The organism is Cohnella lubricantis (assembly GCF_014212015.1).
Classification (GTDB): domain Bacteria; phylum Bacillota; class Bacilli; order Paenibacillales; family Paenibacillaceae; genus Cohnella; species Cohnella lubricantis.
Genome location: NZ_JACJVN010000059.1, coordinates 31,947 through 52,424 on the forward strand (window position 1 = coordinate 31,947; position 20,478 = coordinate 52,424).

18 protein-coding genes are annotated in these 20,478 nt (G+C 60.5%); all 18 read right to left on the reverse strand.

Going from position 1 to position 20,478, the window contains the following annotated elements; all coding sequences use genetic code 11:
• Positions 1–406: 406 nt before the first annotated feature.
• Positions 407–1,138 carry a DUF6081 family protein gene (locus tag H4Q31_RS15695; RefSeq protein ID WP_185179999.1) on the reverse strand — a complete coding sequence of 244 codons (732 nt, stop codon included), beginning with the start codon at positions 1,136–1,138 and terminating at the stop codon, positions 407–409.
• A gap of 188 nt (positions 1,139–1,326) precedes the next feature.
• The gene (locus tag H4Q31_RS15700; RefSeq protein WP_185180000.1) at positions 1,327–2,247 is read right to left on the reverse strand and encodes a prenyltransferase; all 921 of its coding nucleotides are present in this window, start codon (positions 2,245–2,247) and stop codon (positions 1,327–1,329) included.
• 145 nt (positions 2,248–2,392) lie between these two features.
• Positions 2,393–3,196 carry a DNA repair protein RecO gene (recO, locus tag H4Q31_RS15705; protein ID WP_185180001.1) on the reverse strand — a complete coding sequence of 268 codons (804 nt, stop codon included), beginning with the start codon at positions 3,194–3,196 and terminating at the stop codon, positions 2,393–2,395.
• A 34-nt stretch (positions 3,197–3,230) separates the two neighbouring features.
• Positions 3,231–3,389, reverse strand: coding sequence for a YqzL family protein (locus H4Q31_RS15710; RefSeq protein WP_185180002.1), 159 nt, complete (start codon positions 3,387–3,389; stop codon positions 3,231–3,233).
• Positions 3,390–3,512: 123 nt separating this feature from the next.
• Complete coding sequence (gene era / locus H4Q31_RS15715; RefSeq protein ID WP_245347461.1) at positions 3,513–4,409, reverse strand: GTPase Era; 897 nt, start codon at positions 4,407–4,409, stop codon at positions 3,513–3,515.
• Positions 4,402–4,845: a cytidine deaminase gene (gene cdd, locus H4Q31_RS15720; protein ID WP_185180004.1), complete on the reverse strand. Its 444-nt coding sequence runs from the start codon at positions 4,843–4,845 to the stop codon at positions 4,402–4,404. The genes era and cdd overlap by 8 nt, the downstream gene beginning before the upstream one ends.
• A gap of 71 nt (positions 4,846–4,916) precedes the next feature.
• Positions 4,917–5,309 carry a diacylglycerol kinase family protein gene (locus H4Q31_RS15725; RefSeq protein ID WP_311771744.1) on the reverse strand — a complete coding sequence of 131 codons (393 nt, stop codon included), beginning with the start codon at positions 5,307–5,309 and terminating at the stop codon, positions 4,917–4,919.
• Positions 5,306–5,830 (reverse strand): rRNA maturation RNase YbeY, encoded by a 525-nt coding sequence (gene ybeY, locus H4Q31_RS15730; protein WP_185180005.1) that lies wholly within the window; start codon positions 5,828–5,830, stop codon positions 5,306–5,308. The genes H4Q31_RS15725 and ybeY overlap by 4 nt, the downstream gene beginning before the upstream one ends.
• Positions 5,827–8,106, reverse strand: coding sequence for an HD family phosphohydrolase (locus tag H4Q31_RS15735; protein ID WP_185180006.1), 2,280 nt, complete (start codon positions 8,104–8,106; stop codon positions 5,827–5,829). The genes ybeY and H4Q31_RS15735 overlap by 4 nt, the downstream gene beginning before the upstream one ends.
• Positions 8,107–8,121: 15 nt before the next feature.
• Positions 8,122–9,042, reverse strand: coding sequence for a PhoH family protein (locus H4Q31_RS15740; RefSeq protein ID WP_376698258.1), 921 nt, complete (start codon positions 9,040–9,042; stop codon positions 8,122–8,124).
• A gap of 101 nt (positions 9,043–9,143) precedes the next feature.
• Positions 9,144–10,376 carry a sporulation protein YqfD gene (gene yqfD, locus H4Q31_RS15745; protein ID WP_185180008.1) on the reverse strand — a complete coding sequence of 411 codons (1,233 nt, stop codon included), beginning with the start codon at positions 10,374–10,376 and terminating at the stop codon, positions 9,144–9,146.
• A gap of 91 nt (positions 10,377–10,467) precedes the next feature.
• Entirely contained in the window at positions 10,468–10,746 is a 279-nt protein-coding gene (gene yqfC / locus H4Q31_RS15750) for a sporulation protein YqfC (protein WP_185180009.1), read from the reverse strand.
• Positions 10,747–10,896: 150 nt separating this feature from the next.
• Positions 10,897–11,340, reverse strand: a complete 444-nt coding sequence (locus H4Q31_RS15755; protein ID WP_185180010.1) for a GatB/YqeY domain-containing protein — start codon at positions 11,338–11,340, stop codon at positions 10,897–10,899.
• Between the two features lie 16 nt (positions 11,341–11,356).
• Complete coding sequence (gene rpsU, locus H4Q31_RS15760; RefSeq protein ID WP_027091135.1) at positions 11,357–11,530, reverse strand: 30S ribosomal protein S21; 174 nt, start codon at positions 11,528–11,530, stop codon at positions 11,357–11,359.
• Between the two features lie 216 nt (positions 11,531–11,746).
• Complete coding sequence (locus H4Q31_RS15765) at positions 11,747–12,040, reverse strand: hypothetical protein (RefSeq protein WP_185180011.1); 294 nt, start codon at positions 12,038–12,040, stop codon at positions 11,747–11,749.
• Between the two features lie 82 nt (positions 12,041–12,122).
• Positions 12,123–12,719: a nucleoside triphosphate pyrophosphohydrolase family protein gene (locus H4Q31_RS15770; RefSeq protein WP_185180012.1), complete on the reverse strand. Its 597-nt coding sequence runs from the start codon at positions 12,717–12,719 to the stop codon at positions 12,123–12,125.
• Between the two features lie 27 nt (positions 12,720–12,746).
• Entirely contained in the window at positions 12,747–16,934 is a 4,188-nt protein-coding gene (locus H4Q31_RS15775) for a UvrD-helicase domain-containing protein (protein WP_245347462.1), read from the reverse strand.
• Positions 16,931–20,452 carry a helicase-exonuclease AddAB subunit AddB gene (addB, locus tag H4Q31_RS15780; RefSeq protein ID WP_185180013.1) on the reverse strand — a complete coding sequence of 1,174 codons (3,522 nt, stop codon included), beginning with the start codon at positions 20,450–20,452 and terminating at the stop codon, positions 16,931–16,933. Before addB ends, H4Q31_RS15775 begins: the two co-directional genes overlap by 4 nt.
• Positions 20,453–20,478 lie beyond the last annotated feature (26 nt).

The following is a 20,478-nucleotide window of genomic DNA, read 5'->3' on the forward strand; positions in this document are numbered from 1 at the left end:
TGCGCCGCACCTAGGCCACGCCACGGTTCGAAAACAATAGAAAAAGCCCCCGTCTCCACGTCCGCTCTCTGCAGACGTAGGGACGGGAGCGTATGTCCCGCGGTTCCACCCTACTTGGCCTTGGCTCGCTTGATCCAGCTGAATCCATATAGCGTTCCGTCGGAACGTTCTTCGGTTCAGCGGCTTGCGCCTCAGCCCACTCTTTGCACGTTCATGGCCATGCTCTCCGGAGCGCCCTTCGCCGATTCGCCGCACCGGGCTTCCACTGCCCCCGGCTCGCTGCATTGCCGACCGTCAATCGGTTACTCTTTCTCCTTCAACAAGCATGCTTGCCATTAATATGCCTTATTCTAGCCGAAGGATGCCGGGGATGTCAAATAGGATCGATGTGTTCGGCAGCAGCTTCCTACTCCCGAATCGTCACGGTGACGGGCGAATACTCGGCGATGACGGTCTGGCCGTGCACCGAGACGCTGCCTTCCGGCGACAGATCCTTCTCGGTCATGATGCCGAGCGCGATCGTAAACCGGTTGAACTTGACCGGGACGCCCTTCTCGCGGCGAACCTCATGTCCGTTCAGATAGAAGACCGCTTCATCTTCGGCGCGGTTGTAGGTGATCTTGTACGTATTGAACTCGCGAGGCTGGAAGTCGGTATCTTCTTTGAAAATGCAGAAATATCGCGTCTTGTCCGAAGGCGGCACCTCGACACCCGGGAACGGCAGAATCGCGTAGACGCTCGCGTATTTATCGTTGCCCGCGAAGAAGTCCAGCGCGGCGCCAGTCGTGAAGTCGAGCAGATTCAGCGACACGTAGCCGTCGTACAGATCGTTCAGCGCGGTGCCCTGCGTACGGCAGCGCAGTTGGAACTCGAACTCGACTTCGCCGTTCTCCGGCACGACGACGTCGTCTACGGAGTAGTACATGTGCTTGGCGTTATCGAGAATTTGAATACGATCGTTCTGGCGGCTCAGCTTCGCGCGGACATACAGGATGCCGTTGCGCACGATGACGACGGCGTCAGGCTCGCGGTATTCCCAGAACGAGCCGTCCGGCAGCGGGAAGCCGCCCATCTTCCAAACCTTGCCCTCATCCAGAATCGTATGGAAATCGCCGAATACGAGTTGTCTCTCTTCCATGGTATCGTCTCCTTATTTGCCAGTGAGGTTGGGAGCGACGGCGGGAATCATTCTTCCGATCGCTGTTGCCCCCAGATTCCTTTGATTAGATACCCCATAATAGGGACGGAATCCGGGGACAAAGGCGACCAACTTCGTTTCTCCAGAACGACTTCCGCCTCTGCTCCTTACTCACTGGGCATTTCTAATTAAAGCAGCAATCCCTGCACGATCAGCGACAAGATGAGGACATAGCCGCAGCGGAACGTCGCCTTGACCGAAGCGCCCATGAGCGGCCCATAGGCGTGGGACGGGTTCGTGTCCTTCAGCTTGCCGTACACCGAGTAGAGCGGAATCGCCGCCAGCAGTCCGATGAGCGCGTACACCGGCAGCACGCCGAAAACGACGCACGCGATATGGCTCAGCACAGCGAGCAGCAGCAGCGTACGGGAGAAGCCAAGCGCCCGGCGTTCGCCCCAGACGACGACCAGCGTCTTCTTGCCCGCTTGGCGGTCGGCTTGCCAATGCAGAAAGTGATGATTAAACAAGATCAGCGTCGTCAGAAGCCCAATCGGCAGCGACAGCAGCAGCGCCCGGTAATCCAGCTCGGACGTCTGGACGTAATACGAGCCCATCACCGGCAAGACGCCGAACGAGAGCAGAATGGCAACCTCGCTATAGCCCTTGCCGCGGTAGCCGAATCGGATCGGCGGCGCCACGTAGAAATAAGCGATCAAGCCTCCGAGCGCGCCGAACACGAACGCCATCCAGCCGCTGATGAGACTAAGCACGATTCCGCAAACCGCCGCGACGCCGAACAACGCCCACGTCACCGCTGCGAATTTTCGAAGCGTCCAGATCCCCTTCGTCAAGTACCCGGAATTCGTGGAGATCGCACCCTCAGTAGCCTGTGCCGCGCCGTCCGTCCCGTTCTTGAAGTCCCACAGGTCGTTCACCATGTTCGAGAACAGGTGAGCCGCTCCGGAGCCAGCCAACGTAAGCAGCAGCAGCCCTATATTTAACTGCCCGTCCCATACGTATGCGCCTAGAGCGCCAAGCGCGACGGGAATAAGCATGACAGGGATCACCTGCATGCGGGACGCTTTCTTGAATTGCATGAATGGATTCATCCGCAGTCTCCTCTCGGTTAAACATCCCCGGACAATAAAAAATCTGCAATGTCTCATTGCAGATTGTGAATGAGTTCACGATTAGTTTATCACAAGTGTCTGGCGAAGAGGAGTGGGGATCGTTCGCAGCACTGGAAGTTGATCCTTAATCGGTTCCTTCCGCCGCTTCCGGCGATCTTGGAGGCTGCTGTTCCGGTACAGGACGGTCGGCCAACCGCTCCCATTGATCGAGAAAATGCTGCGATTTGAGCTTCAGGCCCAAATGATGATCCATCCACTTCCGCATAGCAGCTCGAAGCTGGAGCTTGTATGTATCCTTGACGCTGATCTGCCCAAGCCGGCGAAGATCGAGCGCTGCGAACAGCCGCAGCAGCTTCCACGTCGCATCGCTCAGCTCCATCGCGGATGGGTCCTTGTGGCGGCAATTGCCGCACAAAGCGCCGCCTGCCGCGGGGCTAAAGCGAAATGGAACGCCGGTTCGCCCGCAGCTGGCGCATTCGTCCAACAGAGGAGCATAACCGGCGCTGCCCGCGATCTTCATCTCGAAGGCGCGAATCACGATTTGCGGATCTTTGCCTTCAGCCAGAGCCGCGAAGCAAGCTTTTAATTGATGAAATAAGTAGCCTCCCGCATCTTCTTCTCCGATGCCCCGGTCGCACAGCTCGGCCGCGTAAGAAGCGTAGGCGGCCGTCTCGATGCCTTCCCTCAGCTCGCGGTACGGCTCGATGATCTCCCCGCTGCTCAGCGTGCCAAGCTGACCGGATTTGAAGAAAGAGAAGTCGCCGTGCGTGAATGGCTGCGCCAGCGACGAGTAGCGGCTCTTCAGCTTGCGAGCCCCTCTGACTACGATTCCTTGCTTGCCGTGAGACGGCGTGAGAATGGTGATGATCTTGTTGCCTTCGCCATAATCGGTGCCTCGTATGACGATTCCTTCCATCCGATACAGCATCGGACCTGCCCTCCGTCCATCGCAAGCCCGCCGATCAAGGCGATGCCGGTTCGGCGACGGAATCGCTCTCGAGCGGATCGGGAATGTCAGCCGGCTCCGCGCCGGCCGTCCCGAGCTTGTTCATTTCCTTATACAGCAAGTAGGCTTCGATATCGCCGGTCTGCGTAAACACGTGCCACGTGAAGTCCCGCACAGCGCCTCATCCTCTCCTGACGGAAATGAATTGCATATTCCGTCCCTTAGGATGCCTCTGACCGTCCAGCGATATGCCTGACACATCTTGTTTGGGCTCGCCGATTGCGGCACGCCGCCTGCCTCAGTCGTGGCGGAATCCCAGCGATTTGAGCACGGATTCGCGGTTGCGCCAATCTTCTTTGACCTTCACCCACAGCTCCAGGAAGATCTTCGAGCCGAGCAGCCGCTCCATGTCTTCGCGCGCCATCTTGCCGACTTGCTTCAGCATCGCGCCGTTCTTGCCGATGACGATCCCCTTCTGGGATTGGCGTTCGACGTAGATCACCGCTCCGATTCGTACGACGCCGTTGTCCGAGGTGCCCATGCTCTCGATCTCTACGGCGATCGAATGCGGAATCTCTTCCCTCGTCAGCTGCAAGATCTTCTCGCGGATCAGCTCGGCGCAGACGAACTGCTCGGGATGGTCCGTCACTTGATCGGCCGGATAATACATCGGACCCTCCGGCAAATAGCCGACGAGCTGGTTAAGCAGTGTCTGAACGTTGCTGCCGTGGACGGCCGATACCGGCACGATGTCGGCGAAAGAGTGAAGCTTCGAGTATTTCTCGATAACCGGAAGCAATTGTTCCGGATGCACTTTGTCAATCTTGTTCAGGACGAGAATGACCGGTGTTTGGACCTTCTTCAGCAATTCAATGATGAAGCGGTCGCCTCCGCCAAGCTCCTCGGATACGTCGATGAGGAACAAGACGGCCTCTACTTCCTGCAGCGCGCTCTGCGCGGACTTCACCATATAGTCGCCGAGCTTGGAATTCGGCTTATGAATACCCGGCGTATCGAGGAATACGATCTGAGCGTTGTCCGTCGTATACACGCCGTGAATCTTGTTGCGCGTCGTCTGCGGCTTGTCCGACATAATCGCGATCTTCTGTCCGATCACTTGGTTCATAAGCGTCGACTTTCCGACGTTCGGCCGTCCGACTATCGCGACGAAGCCTGATTTAAACTTCTCAGTCAACTGAATTATCCTTCTTTCCATACTCCAAATCTCGCGGCGTAAATGCGCCAGGAAGCAGCTCAGACACCGTGCTCACCCGAATATCCCCTTTGAGGTTGCCCATAATGACCGGCATATCGGGCGAGCACAGCTCCGAGATCACTTGGCGGCAGACGCCGCAAGGCGTAATCGGTCCTGGGGTATCGCCGATAACGGCGATCGCCTTGAACGATCCTGCGGCGTGCCCATCGGCGATCGCGCGGAACAATGCGGTTCGTTCGGCGCAGTTGGTCGGGCTGTATGCGGCGTTCTCAATATTGCAGCCATAATGGACGTTACCCTCGGCATCCAGCAGCGCGGCGCCGACCTGGAACTTCGAATAGGGCACGTAGGCGCGCTTCATCGCCTCTTCGGCAGCCTTCAGCAGCCGTTCATGGGTCCCCTGGCTTAAGCTCATGGTCTCCAGCTCCTCATCGTTTCCCTAAGATTCCTGTAATCTCCCTGTGCTTCTCCATCGAATTTCCATCGTCAGCCGCCAAACAGGCGGTCCCATATGGGAGGTCCCAAGACAAGGACACCGATCGCCGCCGAGTAGAGGGAAGCGACGAGAACCGCTCCGGCCGCAGCGTCTTTGGCGACCTTCGCCAAGTGGTTCGAATCCGGGGAGGCGAGATCAACTGCGCGTTCGACGGCAGTGTTGAGCAGCTCCGTCACCCAGACGGCCGCCACGGCCGAGAGGATCCACAGCCAGCCTTCGATCGGCAGCTTCAGCCATGCGGCAGCAGCCAGCACGATAATGGCGGCGCCAAGGTGCATTCGCATATGCGGTTCGTTCTTCATCGCATATTGTATGCCTTCGGTCGCGTGCCGGAACGATTCGCGCTCCGTACGATTCCAGCGGCGCCTGCCGTTCGCGTTCACCGGGTCAGCCCCGCTTTCGACAGCACCGCTTCCTGCTTCGCGAACATGTCCTTCTCCTGCTCCTCGCTCTCATGGTCGTACCCGAGCAAGTGCAAGAATCCATGCACGAACAGGAAGCCGAGCTCGCGCTCCGCGCTGTGCCCATAATCATCCGCCTGCGCATGCATGCGCGGAACCGAGATCACGATGTCGCCGAGAAGCTCTGCGAAGGGATCGCCGCCAACGTCCTCCGGATTGCCGCCTTCCAGCGTCTCGAAGTCGTCGTCATAATGGATGTTCGGCTCTTCGCCGCCCCGCAGCGGGAACGACAGCACGTCCGTCGGCTTGTCCAGGCCGCGGTATTCCTTGTTCAGCTCGCGAATGCCTTCATCATCCGTCAACGTAACCGTCACGACGCCTTCTTCGACGCCTTCGGCTTGGCCCGCTATTTGGAGCAGCCGCTCCAGCAATTGCGGCCAGCCGCTCTCTGCTTCTTCATCTGAATACTCTCTCTCGTCGATCCATTCCAGCGCCAGTGTCATCCTTGCTGCTCCTTTATTTCTTTACGATTTTTGATGTCCTTCTCGTCAGGATACTCGATTCGCGAGTGAAACATGCCGATGACCGTCTCCTTGAGCGTATGGGCGATCTGGTCCATCTCGCGCAAGGTGAGATCGCATTCGTTGAACTGCTGATCGTCCAGCCGGTCCTTAATAATCTTGCCGATAATATTCTCTACTTGCTCGACAGTCGGGTGAGCGAGCGAACGAACCGCGGCTTCCACGCTGTCCGCGATGCCGACAATCGCCGCTTCCTTCGACTGGGCTTTCGGGCCGGGATAGCGGAAGTCGTCTTCCGTCCATTCGTTCGGCTTGCCCTGCTCTTCAGCCTGCTTCGCCGCCTTGTAGTAGAAGAATTTCAAGAAGGTCGTGCCGTGATGCTGTTCGGCGATATCACGGATCGGCTTCGGCAGCTTATGCTGCTTCAGCATCTCCGCGCCGTCCTTCGCATGGGCGATAATAATTGACGCGCTCACCTTCGGATCGAGCTTGTCGTGCGGGTTAACGCCGCCGTTCTGATTCTCGATGAAGTAGTTCGGGCGCTTCGTCTTGCCGACGTCGTGATAGAACGATCCGACGCGGCACAGCAGCCCATTGGCGCCGACAGCTTCCGCCGCCGCTTCTGACAAGTTGCCGACCATGAGGCTGTGATGATACGTTCCCGGCGTCTCCGTCAGCAGCTTGCGCAGCAACGGATGGTTCGGATTCGACAATTCGACCAGCTTCAACGCGGACAAGATGCCGAACGTCAATTCGAAGAACGGCATCATGCCGATGACGAGCACCGCCGTCAACAGGCCGCTGGCGAACATGAAGCCGACCGATTCCAGCAGCCGAACACGGTCGATATCCGTCTCGACAAGCATAAGCGCAAAGACGGCGACCGAACCGAACAAGCTGATCATGATGCCGGCTTTTAGAATCGAAGAGCGCTGGCTGGCCCGATGGATCGCAAGCACGGACGTGAACGAGACGACCGCTGCGATGAATCCGTATCGAAAATCAAATACCGATTGCTGGCCAACGTTCAGAATGATGCTCGAGAATATCGTGAACAGCAGCCCGCATAAGAGACCCAGGTGCATGTCCAACAGCAGCGTGACCAGCATGCAGCCCAGCGCGACCGGCGCCAGGAATTCGATATCCGGCCACCTGTCATTGTGCGCAAGCGCAACCAGATGCATCATAAGCAAATTAATCGCGAAAATAATGAGCAGCATCAGCAGATGAACGTTAGTGCGCTTCGACGTGCCGTCCGACTTGCCGCCGGATGCGCCGCCGTTCGTCATCTCGCCGTAGACGTAAATCGCCAGTACGAATAGAATCGACAGCAGCAGAACGCCAAGCTGCGGCAGGTAGTTCTTCTGTTCCTTCAGAAGCCCCAAGCTATCCAGTCGATCGTACAAATCCTGCGTGATCGTTACGCCCTTCTCGACAAGAATCTCGCCTTGCTTGATGACGACAGGCGGCGTGTTCTGCTTCGCTTCCAGCTTCGCCGCTTCGGTTGCGTCCTTGTCATAGAACCGATTCGGCGTCAGCACGAATCTCGCCAGCTCCTGGACCGTCTCTCGCTGCGCCTTCTTGGACAAAGAGCTGCCGTTGACCAGCTCGGCCACCTTCATGCGCGCCGTCTCCGCGTCCGCCAGCGATTCGCTCATCAACTGCCGCACGACGCTCGTCGCCACGGGCCGCATCTCGCCGATCTCCTCGCTCGTTAGCTGCGGGAGCTTGTAGAATGTCTCCTGAGGGATCGTATACTTCTGATCCTCGACGACACTCCTCATCTCCTCGAACAGCGTTGCCGAATAAGTCGAGGAACCGGCATTAGCCGATATAAAATGCGAGATGAAGGAATCCAGGCGGGAAGGAATCTCGTTGCGATAGATATCGACCTTATTCTGCTCGGTCACCTGATCGTCCTGGTTCAATTGGGCGATCCGCACGAGAATCTCGTCGATCAGCACCTCGTTATGCAGCGCGACGGTGGAATAGACGGGACCGACTCGTTCGGCCGCCTTCTCCTGTGCCTCCAGCGTCGCTTTCTCGTCTGTGACCTGTATAGGCGCTTTGATGTCGCTGGGGCTCTTGCCGCCCAGCGTAATATCGTAAGTCTCAGGCACTAGCCTGGTAGCGAGACTGAAATAAAAAAGCAGCACAAACACGAGCAGCAATAACAGCTTCACTGCCCCGCTGTGCTTCCAGCCCCCTGCCGAAAAGGATGACGCAGCCTCCGCCGGGCCCCTTCGTTTCCGATTCATCCGGCGTCCTCTCCTTTACGTTGGTTGTTCTTGATCGTCGCGGTTGTAGGCGAGAATGATCTTCTGCACCAAAGGGTGGCGTACGACGTCTTGCTCGGTGAACGTCACGATGCCGATCTCCGGAATGTCCTTCAGGATGCGCTGCGCTTCGATCAACCCAGACCTCTTGCCCTTGGGCAGGTCGATCTGCGTGACGTCGCCGGTAATGATCATATGGGAGCCGAAACCGAGGCGCGTCAAGAACATCTTCATCTGTTCGCCGGTCGTATTCTGCGCTTCGTCCAGAATCACGAACGAATCGTCCAGCGTGCGCCCGCGCATATAAGCGAGCGGCGCGATCTCGATCATGCCGCGCTCCATCGCCTTGGCTACGCCTTCCGCGCCGAGCACGTCGTTAAGCGCGTCGTACAGCGGCCGCAGGTACGGATCGACCTTCTCCTGCAAGTCTCCGGGGAGAAAGCCGAGGCTCTCGCCTGCTTCAACTGCCGGCCGGGTCAGCAGAATGCGCTTCACCTTGCCTTCCTTCAGCGCGGCCACCGCCGTCACGACGGCCAGATAGGTCTTGCCCGTGCCGGCTGGACCGATGCCGAAGACAATATCCTTCTTGCGAATGGTAGTCACGTAATGACGCTGTCCAAGCGTCTTGGGAACGATCGGCTTGCCGCGGAACGTCGTTGTGATCTCGCCCTGGAACAGCGCGAGCAGCTGGTCAGCCTTCATCTCCAGCGCCAGATCATGCGCATATCGGATGTCCCGTTCGCCGAGCGGCAGCCCGCTGCGGATCAACTGCAGCAGCGTCTCGAACAATTGCTGCAAGCTGCGGACCTCCGATTCAGGGCCTTCCACGACGATCTCCGCTTCCCGGGAATGAATCAGCGATTCCGATTGCTCTTGAATCCAGCGAAGGTGCTTGTCCTGCGGTCCGAATAACGCCATTCCCTCAGCCGCATTGCGGAGCGGTATCGTGATGATTTGCTTGGTTTCCGCCAAAAAGCCTCATTCCCCCTGCATGCTAGTCCTGCCGGCCGCAGCGCCCATTACCGGCCATCGTTCCCTTCCGTGCCGGCTTGAGGCGCAGGAACGGATGGAACCGCGTTAACAATTGGACGTTCGACCGCGATAGATTGTTCAACTTCAAATAGAACATTTAAGATCACTTTACCATTCTCCGTTTGTTCATGCAAAAGTTTTTCCGCCTTGATGACGGCCCCCATGCCGCTCTTCCGAAGCACTTCTGCGCGTGCCTGCCGAAGTCCGGCTTCCTTGGCCTCGGCTTCCGTCAGCTTATGATCCTCCGCCTGGACCTCCTTCTCCAGCTCCTTGTAAATGCCGAACGGAAGCGTCCAGCCGCCGATGGTCAGCCGACGGGTGTCCGGCATCACTTCGAACTGATCGTATTCCGGCTGGCCGTATCCTCCGATCTGCAGCGCACGGTTCCCGAGCAGCAAGTAGCTTCGTTCTTGCTCTAGGCCGGTATACCCTTTGACCCGGGTGGTCATCGGGGAGACGATCCGATATTCGTGCCAGACGATTCCGAGCACTTCGCCTTTGGCGACAACGGCTTGCGTTCGGTCGCCTTCGCCGACGATGCCCGAGATCAGCACATCCCCCTTGCGCACCCGTTCATTGCGAATGACTTTGGGTTTGCCGCCCTCGGCTACGATCCGGGAGACGACCGCATCCGTCTTCGCGATAAGATCGCGCGGCGTGTTCGGCGGCAGCTGCTCGGGCTTGGCCGACTCGACGACGGTAATCGTGACTTTCGTGCCCTGCTTGTCTATGCCAACCCAGGAGATCCCGGGAATACGTTGCGCCAGCAGACTCGCCAGCTCCGACGAATCCTTCAGCCGGAACGACCACTGGTAAGGATAGATGCCCTCTGCCCGCGCCGCTTGAAGGATCTGATCCGCCGGAATCCGCTCCGTTCCTTCGACCTGCACGTCCCACACGAGAGTAGACAGAAGGTACAGCGAGACAATGAAGCCGAGCATGCCTGCGGCGAATGTCTTGCGGCGGGACAAGCGCGCCATCTGGAACGGGAGACCGCTGCGATCCATGATCCGAATGCGGGCTCCCGCACGCCGAAGAGCCGGCCGCATGCGGAAGAAGTCGGGCACCGTCACTCGGAATACGAGCTTGCCGCCCGGCGCATAACCGATATCCCAAAGCTCCAGCTCCGCGACCGCATCCCGAAGGAACACGTCCGCGTCGCCGGCTATCAGCTTAACCGTTACGATGCCCCTTATGTATTGAAGCCAGTTACCCTTCATGAGACTCATCCTTTCGGCATGAAGCTTGTCCGCCAATTGCTCGTCCGACGCGGCTTTTCCGCCGCCGATCGGCTTCATCGGGGCGGAGAGTTCATCTCTTGATCAGCACTCCCGTAATCTCGCCTTCCACCAATACATCGTCGGTTCCGATATTGCGAATGACCAATTCGTGTCCCGTCACTTCCAATTCGCCCTTCTCCATCGCAAGACGCAAAGAGGTCGGCGCGAAATGAAGCACGCCACGATGGTTCTCCACCGTCAATTGGATGCCTCCGATCATCGTCACCCGCGGGAGGTCAAGCACGACATCTTGCGGCAGGTCGAGGATTCGAGCGGTCCAATTCCGAAGCTTGCGGACGACTCGCGGCATGACGCGCCTCCCTCCTTTACGCTAAAACATATGCAATCGGGACACGGAAAATAACGCACCCCCAAAAAGTAGACGAGCCCCCGGATCATAGCCTAAACAACGCAAAAAGCACTCCCCGAAGGGAGTGCTTTGCTTGTTGTCTCGGGAAAATCATTGCAAAAGTTGCTGGACGATTTGGTTGACGAGCTTGCCATCGGCGCGTCCCTTCACCTTCGGCATCAAAGCCCCCATCAACTTCCCCATATCTGCTTTAGAAGAAGCACCGGTCTCTTGAATGGTCTGCGTAACAATTGCTTTGATTTCTTCTTCGTTCAGCTGCTCGGGAAGATATTGGGCAATGATTGCGATCTCTGCCTCTAAATCCTTAGCCAGATCGTCGCGGCCCGCCTTCGTAAATTCCTGGAGGGAATCTTTGCGTTGTTTGACTTCGCGGCTCAGAATATCGAGCACTTCGTTATCTTCAAGCGGCCGGCGCAATTCAATCTCTTGATTCTTGACCGACGCACGAACCATTCGAATCGTGGAAAGCCGGAACTTGTCCTGTGCCTTCATCGCTTGCTTCATGTCATCATTCAAACGTTCCGCGAGGCTCATGTTGCTCAAACTCCTCCTAGAACTTCCGTTTACGAGCAGCCTCGGATTTCTTCTTCCGTTTGACGCTCGGTTTCTCGTAGTGCTTACGTTTTTTCAGTTCCGCGAGAACGCCGTCTTTTGCGATGGACTTCTTGAAGCGGCGGAGTGCAGCGTCGAGTGATTCATTTTTGCGAACTTTCGTTTCGGACACCAGTTTTCCCTCCCTCCGGAACAGACCACAACACACGGTTATCAAACCTCATTATAGGTTATCGGCGAAGGGAGTGTCAACTTATGCCCATACGGAAATTGAGGAACGATCCCAAATCGTTCTTCGGCATTCCGTTTAAAGCCCGTCCGACAGCTGTTCAGAACGAAAACAGGCTGCAGCCTATGCACACGGCAGTAAGCGCAGCCTGTCATTCAATCACCAGTAATACGGCAGCAGCGACAAGCCGGCAAGCGCCGCCAGCGGGAACGCGAATCGGGCGAACCGGCGCGGCCGGAAGAACGGAGAGCCGAACCCGTAACCGAATCCCGGATAGAACGGCCCCGGGAAGAATGCCCTCGAATCGGGATAAGCCCCGGGCACTGCCAGGCATACCGTATGCTCATCGACATATTCCACAATACCGTCGTAACGCGTGCCGTCCGCCGCTTGAAGCTCCACGTAACGGTGCATGTGCTTCTCGCAGAGCCGCTTCATTTCATTCTTCTCCATCGTTCATCCTCCTGAATCGCATATGCGAATCTCGCTGACTCAGCATATGCCTATGAGGAAGGAGTGGTTCCTGGGCGAAAGGTTATTGAAGCGCAGCGGCCAAATCTTGCAGTTGCTTAAATGCTTGAAGCGCGATATCGGGCCATTCGACGCCCGAAGCCATCTGCCGATACCGGTCGTCGCCGGTCGGCACGGTGTACGCTTGCAGCGTCTTCTGGATCTCGGCGCCGGCTGTTTGAACCTTTTGAACAATCGCTGATTCTTCAGCCGTTAGAGGACCGTCATGGTCACCTAGATTCCGCAGCTTGGCTTCAAGCGGCTGCGCAACGCCGTTCAAAGCGAGCATCGCTTGCTCAGGCGTCGAACCGTTCAACTCTTGCGCCTTCACCATCACGCTGGATCCGCATTCGCCCATCTCCAGCTCGAGCTTGCCTATATCGCCTTTGATCGGCAGCCTTTCTTCGGCAGATACGGTGCCGGACAAGCGGCCGACATCGTCATTCAGGGTTGACGCTAGCAGCATGCAATAGGTGTAGCTTGAGGCTAGCCGTATTCCTTTGTCCGTCTTGGCCGATTGTTCGGTCAGCAGCAGCTTGGAGTATAGCACCACGATGACGAAGAAGAGCAGCGTCGCTATAATAAGCAGCACCGGAACGGTGTAAGTACGTTTCTTATCCATGGAAATGTTCACCTCCCGATCTCGTTATTATAGCAAACGAACCGTTCGTTCGCCTTCTATGAAGTAGATATAGCCTTCCTTCACCCGCTGTCCGAGAATATCGCCAATCGCCTTCGCGTAGCGCTCAATCTGGAAGCGATGATTCTCAGCCGCCTCTTCCCAGTTGCCAAGCGGCACGCGGTCGGTCTTATAATCGACGAGCACTAAGCCGTCTTCTTCCGGGAACAAACAGTCGATAACGCCTTGAATGAGCACGATCTCCTCTGCCGCAGCGCCGGCGTCCGAATAGGCATCCCCGGCTGGGATGCCGTAGCTGAACGGAATTTCCCGCCACACGGTTCGCGCCGCGCACATCCGGCTGTACAGCTCCGTCCGGCAGAACGCCGCTATCGCTTCGGCAGCAACGCTTTGGCGCTGCTCGGCCGACCATATTCTCCGCTCCACCAATTGATTCAGCATCTCTTCCACTTCACCTATATCGGTACCGGGTTTGATAGGCAGATGCTGCATCGCCAAGTGAACGACTGTGCCCCGTTCGGCCGGCGTCAGCTTCTTGTCGCCCAAGAAACGCGGACGGCGAAGGCGGAACGTGCGTGACGCGGTCTCGGGGAGCTCCTCCGTATCGAAGCGGGTAGTCCGTTCCGCTTCATCCCATTCCGGCTCCGATTCGATCGGCGGCACGCTTGATTCCACCATGCCCATACCGCCTGCGCCCGCATGCGTTGGGCGCGCGCGTTCGGCGGCTTCCCGCTCGGCCTGCTGCCGCTTCAGCGCCGTGATGGACGTCTTGGCGGCCAGCCGCGACGCTTCGGCGTTCGGATCCTGCCAGCTCAGCGCTTCATATGCTCGCAGCCCAGCAGCCGTCTCCGTTACCGATACCGGCGAGAGCTGCAGCGCCAGATTCCACAGCGTATCCCCGCTGTCCTGCTGCGTCTCCGGCTCCTGAGAACCTTGCGTCAGAACGGAAGCCGGCAGCACGCGGCAGCGCCAACGCGGCGTACTATATGGCGAAGCAGAAGACGAACCCCCTGTTGAGGGTGCGGCTGCGGCTGCAGAAGCAACTGCCGCTTCATCGGCCGCCGCTGCGCCGCCAGCTTCGCGAAGATCCCATTCCGCTCCCGTCAACGCCGCAGCGGGACCGACCCAATCCAAGTAGCGATTCGCCGCCGCAATGGCGTAATCGGGCAGACCGTCGCCGCCGGTCTCCGCCAGCTCCCGCCATTTGTTCAGGTCCTTCTCCGCATTCTTCGTCGTCCCGACGAGAATAAGCTTCTCCTTCGGCCGCGTCAGCGCTACGTACAGAACTCGCATCTCCTCCGCGAGCATCTCCGCCTTCAAGCGGCGGCGAATTGCCAGCTGAGGCAGCGATGGATAAGCGACGCGCGTCTCGGGATCGACGATCTTGGGACCGAAGCCCAGCTTCTTGTGCTTCAGGAACAAGCCGTTCAAGTCCTGTTTGTTGAATCCGCGGCCCAGACCCGCCGCGAAGACAACCGGGAATTCCAGCCCTTTGCTCTTGTGGATGGAGACGACGCGCACGACGTCTTCCTGCTCGCCAAGCGCTCTGGCAGCGCCGAGATCGGAGCCGGTATCTCTCATGCGTCCGAGGAACCGAAGGAAGCGGAAGAGGCCGCGCGAGGTGGCGTTGCGTTCGAACTGCCGCGCGCGGTCGACCAGCGCGCGCAGGTTGGCTTGCCGCTGAATGCCGCCGGGCAGGCCGCCTACGAAGTCATAGTAGCCCGTGTCACGGTAGAGCTTGTTCAGCAGCTCGCCGATCGGTTCCCGCCTTGCGAAGCTCCGCCACGACTCCAGCTTGGCCAGAAACGCACGCAGCCGATCGGCTAATTGCCGGTCAAGAGGAGCCGCTTCGGCCGGATCCATCGCATCCGCAGGCGTCCCTGCTTGCGTGTCCACTATGGCGCGAGCTTCGTTGCTCGCTTCCGAAGCGGCGGCGCACACCGCCTGCCAATACGAGCCTTGGCGGCGGCGCAGCCGGATCAAGGCAAGCTGCTCCGCATCAAGCCCCACCAGCGGCGAACGAAGGACGCCCGCCAGCGGAATGTCCTGATCCGGGTTGTCGATCAAGTGCAGCAGCGAGAGCATGACATCCACTTCCGTCGCCGCGAAGTAGCCCGTCGCCAGCTCCGCATAGGCGGGGATGCCCGCCGCCTTAAATTCTTCCAGCACCGAAGGAGCCAGAGACGTCGCCGCGCGGAGCAGAATGACAATGTCCCGGTAGGCGAGCGGACGGTACATCTTGCTGCGCCCGTCATAGACGGCGAACGGCTCGGCGCCGCTGCCGTCCTGGCCCATCAGCCGTTTGATCTCGGCTGCGATGCAGCGCGCCTCCAGCTGCGCCGACTCCAACTCGGCTTCAGCCGCTTCCATGCCGGCCGCGTCCGGCTCGGTCTCGGAGTCGCCGGACTCCGCCGCCGCGCCTCCTTCGGGAGCGCCAGCCTCGACTTTAGCTCCTGCGTCGATCAAGATCAGCTCCGTCGCGTATGGCGAAGACGCCGGCAGAACGCCTGATTCGGATTGGGCTTCAGCCGGATAGCCTTCCCCGTACACGAGCTCGGCCCGGCGATCGTAATTCATCTCGCCGACCTTCTCCCGCAGAATAAGGCGGAAGACGTGGTTCACCGCATCGACGACGCGAGGCCTGCTGCGGAAGTTGCGCGCCAGGTCGATACGCAGACCATCGCCAGCGCCGCCGGAAGCGGATGCGGCTACGGATGCGGATGTGCGCTCCGCCGCCGCCGGCTCATCAGCAGACGTGCTCCCGCCTGTAGCCGTCCAGACGTCATACGACTTGTACTTGGCTAGGAACAGCCCCGGCTCCGCCAAGCGGAACCGGTAGATGCTCTGCTTCACGTCGCCGACCATGAACACATTGCCCGGGGAATGCCGGGCGATCAGCGAGACGATCGCTTCCTGCACCTCGTTCGTGTCCTGGTATTCGTCCAGCAAGATTTCCGCGAACCGATTGCGGTAATCGAGCGCGGCGGCAGACGGCACGGACCGCTCCGGCGTCGAAGCCGGATCGCGAAGAATCCGCAGCGCGTAATGCTCGAGATCGCCGAAGTCGAGCAGTCCCTTGCCGCGCTTAGCCGCTTCGTACCGCTCGCCGAAGGCGGCGGCCAGCTCCGCCAGCGCGGCCATGTCCGGCGCCATCCGGCGAAGCTCGGCTGCATACTGCTCAGGCGTGCGAACGAACCACTCCTCCGCCAGCCGCGACACCGTCTTCTTCACTTCGTCGCGAAGCCCTTTGACCCGTTCCTGCAGCTCCGGATCGTAGTCGTCGCCGCGGCACGGCTTCAGCCGGCCGAACTGGGCGGCGGCGAACGCCGCGTTCCAGCTCTCCCATGGTTCGCCGGCCACCGCATCGAGCAGCGAGGCGATCAGCCTGCGGTCGTCCGCCAGCGTAGCTCCGTAAGGTACGGGTCCGCCGGGACTATCCGCGATGCCGATGCCTGTATCCAGCAGCTGCAGCGCGCCTTCGAGCGACAGGAGCACGTCCTTGCGCATGCTGTCCACCCATTCGCTTCGGGACAGCTCGTCCGCGTCCGCCACCTTGAACCGGGCGGCCGTCTCCTTCAGCCACCACTCGGGCCACGGATGGCTGCCCGCGAAGTCATGCAGCTCCAGCACGAGCCGGTGCAGCGGCTCGTCGCTGCGCTCGCCGCCGAAGCGGTCCGCGAGCCCCGCCAGCGTACCCTGCTCTCCTTCGGCCTCGTAACGCTCCTCGAACAGCGCGTCGAGCGTATCCATGCGCAGCAGCTCGGCCTCTGTCTCGTTCGCGATCCGAAAGCCCGGGTCAAGCCCGATGAGCGGCGCGTACTTCTCGATAACCTCCATGCAGAAGGAATGCAGCGTCGTGATCGAAGCTCGCGGCAGCAGCGCCAGCTGGCGGCGCAGGTGCGCGGAGTCCGGCCTCTTCTCCAGCTCGTCCTCGAGGGCGATGCGGATCCGCTCCTTCATCTCGGCGGCAGCCGCCTTGGTGAAGGTGGCGACGAGCAGCGCGTCGACGTCCAGCGGCCGCTCCTCATCCGCGATGCGGGAGATAATCCGCTCGACGAGGACGGCCGTCTTCCCGGAGCCTGCGGCAGCCGCGACGAGAATATTCGTGCCTTCCGCAGCGATGGCGGCCCACTGCTCGTCCGTCCACTTGCTGCCCGCCGGTTTATGATGGGTCGCTTCCATTCCGAAGCGCGTCATAGCGTTTCCTCCTCCCCTTCGGCCCGATTGTCCAGCCATTGCCATACCTGATCCTTATCGCTCGGCTTAGCGAGCATCTGATAGCGATTGCCCTCCAGCTGGCCGTCGAACTGACACACCGGACGGAATTCGCACACCGTGCAAGGGCTCTTCTTGTCCATTCGGTACGGCGCGATCGCCACGTCCCCGTCCGCGATCCGGCGGCCGATCCGCTTCATGCTTCCGCGCACCGAACGGCGCAGCACATCCCATTGGCCGGCGTCCGCCACCTGAGAGCGGGACGAGAAGGAGCCGTCCTTCTTGAACTCCACGGGCACGACGGACGATTTGCCGCCGGAAGCGAGCGAGCCGTCCATCAGCGTGACCGCGTCGCCGTCGGCCAAGACGAGGCCCTGCATGCGGAACTCCTTCAGCATCGCCTGCTCCGCGTCCGCGCGCGACATGCCGTTCAAGGTGTTCAAGAGCGGATTGTGTACGTGAAAATAAAGCACGCCAGCCGGGCTGGCCGGACGGCCGAGCCAATGCGGCGCATGGCTGACGACGACATCCAGGTACGCCAGCATCTGCAGCGACAAGCCGTGGGCGACCTCGTCCAGCTTCAGCTTGACATCGCCGGATTTGTAATCCATGATCCGCAGCAGCAGCCCCTCCGGCGTATCCGCGGCGTCGACGCGGTCGATTCGGCCGACGATATCCATCCATCGGCCACGGCCGAGATTCAGCGAGAGCGGAGGCAGCGTGCCGGACGGCCCGAAGTCGATCTCGAGCCCGACCGGCTTGAACGCCGATACGCGCGCATGCTCGCCGAGCATGGTCGAAGCCCGCGCGACGATATCCTTCAGCTTGCGCGCCATCGCCTGATGGCGATGGGACGACAGCAGAATCTGCGACTGCACCTTCGGCAGCAGCCGCTCGACAGCGGCGGCCGCCTCCAGTTGCCAGCGGACGGCATCGGCTCCAGCCGGCCCTTCCGCGAGCAGCTTCTCCGTCGTCTGGCGCAAGGCGGCATGGAACAGCTGGCCGATGTCCGGCGCGTCCACCCGATACAGCTGCCTCTCCCGCAGCCTTAAGCCGTGCGAGGAGAAGTGCCGGAACGGGCAGGCGACGAACCGCTCCATCCGCGACACGCTGGACAGCAGACGGTCGCCGTACAGCAGCAGGCTGGTCCGCTCGGTCAGCGGGCGCTCCTCGTTCCGGTATTGAAGCGAGGAGAGCAGCCGGGCGAGACGTTCCCTCCACTCGCCGCGCTCGGTCATCCAGCGATAGACCGACCACCAGCCGGGCGAGAGATGGCCTCCTTGCCGCCAGTGGCGAAGCATCGTCACGAGCGATGTTAAGGCCCGTCCGGGATGAACGGCATAAGCAAGCTGACGGTCGTCCGTCTCTTCGGGGACGGGCTCCGCCGACAGCTGATGCTCCGGCAGCCCGGGAAAACGCTTTTTCAACCGACGAATAATCTCGGATGGGATAAGCCCCGCGCCTTCTTCGTCGGCGAGCGGATAGCTGATCCACAGATGGCGCGACGGCGTCGTCAGCGTCCAATAAGCGAGGAATCGCTCATCCAGCAGCCTGCGCTTCGCGCCCGGCGCCATCTCGATGCCCGCGGCCGCCAAGTCCTCGCGCTCCTCCTCCGACAGCACGCCGTTCTCGCGCACCGCCATCGGCATGACGCCGTCGTTCACGCCGAGCAGGTAGAGCACCTCGATCCGGTCCGAGCGGGTCCGCTCCGGGCTTCCGACGAGCACGCCGTCCAGCGACGGCGGCACCGCGCCCAGCTTCAGCTGCTCAAGGCCCGCGTCGACCATGCCGGCGAACAAGGCGACATCCGGCTTCTCGCCGCCGACCATCTCGACCATCTGGTCGAGCAGATCGAGCACGCCGTCCCACAGCGGGCGGTGCATTCGCGCCTTGCCGGGCTCGCCGGCAGCTTCGTCCGCGGCGCTCCAACGCTCCAATGTATCCGCGGCGCCGGACTCCTCCAGCAGCAGATAGAGCGCTTCACACTGATCCCGCACGGAGCCAGCCTTCTTGAAGCGCTGCTCCATGCGGCGCAGCGGGCCGGCCAAGGCGTCCCGCGTACGGCGGATCCGCTCCATCGCGCGGGCGCCGCGCTCGGGGTCGTCCTCCGCCTCGAGATCACCGCCGCCGAGCGGGCGCCAGGAGCGGTCGTCATGCCAGCGCCAGCCGTCGATGCCCGCGGCTAGCACGTAATTCTCCAGCCGGTCGACTTCTTCCCGTGTGACGATGCCGCTCTCCGGCTGCAGCAGATCGGTCTTCGCGCAGCGCAGAAGAGGGTCCGTGCGCCAGCCCGATACCACTGTCTCCAGCGCTGATCGGACGAATTCGACAAGCGGGTGATGCGACGCAGACGCTTTGCCGTCCAGGAAGTAAGGAATGCCATAGTCATCGAACACCTGTCCGAGCAGGTCGGCATAATCCTCCAGACGCCGAACGAAGACCGCCATCTCCCGCCAGCGGCCGCCCTCTTCCCTTACGCGGCGGAGCATATCGCGGGCGACCGCTTCCGCTTCCGCCCGGCGGTTCGCCGCCGCATGCAGCGACAATCCGCCTTCCGGCGTAAGCGCCGACAGATCGCCTCTCCACGATAAGCGGGCATTATCGTAGGACATCTCCAGATGGGCCAGCGCAGGGCTCCGGGCGAACCGGGGAAGCACGGGCGGATTCAGCACAACCGGAGGCTCCAGCTCTACTCCTGCGGCGAGCGCCAGCTCGCTTAAGCGGACGGATGTCTCCGCCGTCGGATGGAACAGCTCCAGCTCGTCCGGCCGTTCGCCGGCTCCGTAAGGCCGGTCAAGGCACAGCGCCGCGGAGACGCGGGATACCCGCTTCAGCAGCGCATCGATGACGGCGTACTCGTTCGGCGTGAAGCCGTGGAAGCCGTCCATCCACACCTCTGCGCCATTCAGCAGCGGCGCATGCGGAATGCCTTCCGCGAGCCGGGCGAGCGCGTCCTCTCCGTCGAGCCACTTCCCGGTTAGCTCGCGTTCGAGGTCCCCGAACAAGAGCGTCAAATCGTGCAGCTTGTCCTTCAGCAGAATGGAAGCCGAGGAGGACTCGGCCGCGTAGCGGAGGCGTTCCAGCCGATCGCTGTCCGTCCCGTACCTTCTCCACTCGGTGAAAAGCTCGCCAAGCTTATCCGTCAGTCCGACGGCTTCCGCAGAGCCCTTGAACAGCTTAAGCTCCTCGCGCCGTCGCACGAGCGCTTTATGTACGAGCATCGCTTTGCCATTCTCGTTAATCGGCACCGCCGCAAGGCCGCCCGTCTCCTGCATCACGCGATAAGCGAGACGGCGGAAGCTGAGCACCTGCGCGCGCATGAAGCCCTTAAGGCCGGGCGTAGTCGCCATCGCGTACTCGGCCTGGAACGTCGCCTGCTCCGGCACGAGCAGGATCAGCGGCGGCCCTTCGGGATTGTCCGCCAGCTTCTGGCGAATCTCGTCGAGACATGCTCTGGTCTTGCCGCTTCCGGATCTGCCGACAATGAGTCTAAGCGCCATTCTTCCAACCCCTCCGACCGTTCGTT

What these genes read in the sequence shown, in the direction of transcription:
- recO (WP_185180001.1), bottom strand. Translation starts at nt 3,196, where the DNA reads ATGCTGTATCGGATGGAAGGAATCGTCATACGAGGCACCGATTATGGC.
- H4Q31_RS15700 (WP_185180000.1), bottom strand. Translation starts at nt 2,247, where the DNA reads ATGAATCCATTCATGCAATTCAAGAAAGCGTCCCGCATGCAGGTGATC.
- H4Q31_RS15740 (WP_376698258.1), bottom strand. Translation starts at nt 9,042, where the DNA reads ATGGCGTTATTCGGACCGCAGGACAAGCACCTTCGCTGGATTCAAGAG.
- H4Q31_RS15735 (WP_185180006.1), bottom strand. Translation starts at nt 8,106, where the DNA reads ATGAATCGGAAACGAAGGGGCCCGGCGGAGGCTGCGTCATCCTTTTCG.
- ybeY (WP_185180005.1), bottom strand. Translation starts at nt 5,830, where the DNA reads ATGACACTGGCGCTGGAATGGATCGACGAGAGAGAGTATTCAGATGAA.
- H4Q31_RS15770 (WP_185180012.1), bottom strand. Translation starts at nt 12,719, where the DNA reads ATGGATAAGAAACGTACTTACACCGTTCCGGTGCTGCTTATTATAGCG.
- H4Q31_RS15775 (WP_245347462.1), bottom strand. Translation starts at nt 16,934, where the DNA reads ATGACGCGCTTCGGAATGGAAGCGACCCATCATAAACCGGCGGGCAGC.
- yqfC (WP_185180009.1), bottom strand. Translation starts at nt 10,746, where the DNA reads ATGCCGCGAGTCGTCCGCAAGCTTCGGAATTGGACCGCTCGAATCCTC.
- H4Q31_RS15695 (WP_185179999.1), bottom strand. Translation starts at nt 1,138, where the DNA reads ATGGAAGAGAGACAACTCGTATTCGGCGATTTCCATACGATTCTGGAT.
- H4Q31_RS15755 (WP_185180010.1), bottom strand. Translation starts at nt 11,340, where the DNA reads ATGAGCCTCGCGGAACGTTTGAATGATGACATGAAGCAAGCGATGAAG.
- H4Q31_RS15765 (WP_185180011.1), bottom strand. Translation starts at nt 12,040, where the DNA reads ATGGAGAAGAATGAAATGAAGCGGCTCTGCGAGAAGCACATGCACCGT.
- cdd (WP_185180004.1), bottom strand. Translation starts at nt 4,845, where the DNA reads ATGAGCTTAAGCCAGGGGACCCATGAACGGCTGCTGAAGGCTGCCGAA.
- yqfD (WP_185180008.1), bottom strand. Translation starts at nt 10,376, where the DNA reads ATGAAGGGTAACTGGCTTCAATACATAAGGGGCATCGTAACGGTTAAG.
- addB (WP_185180013.1), bottom strand. Translation starts at nt 20,452, where the DNA reads ATGGCGCTTAGACTCATTGTCGGCAGATCCGGAAGCGGCAAGACCAGA.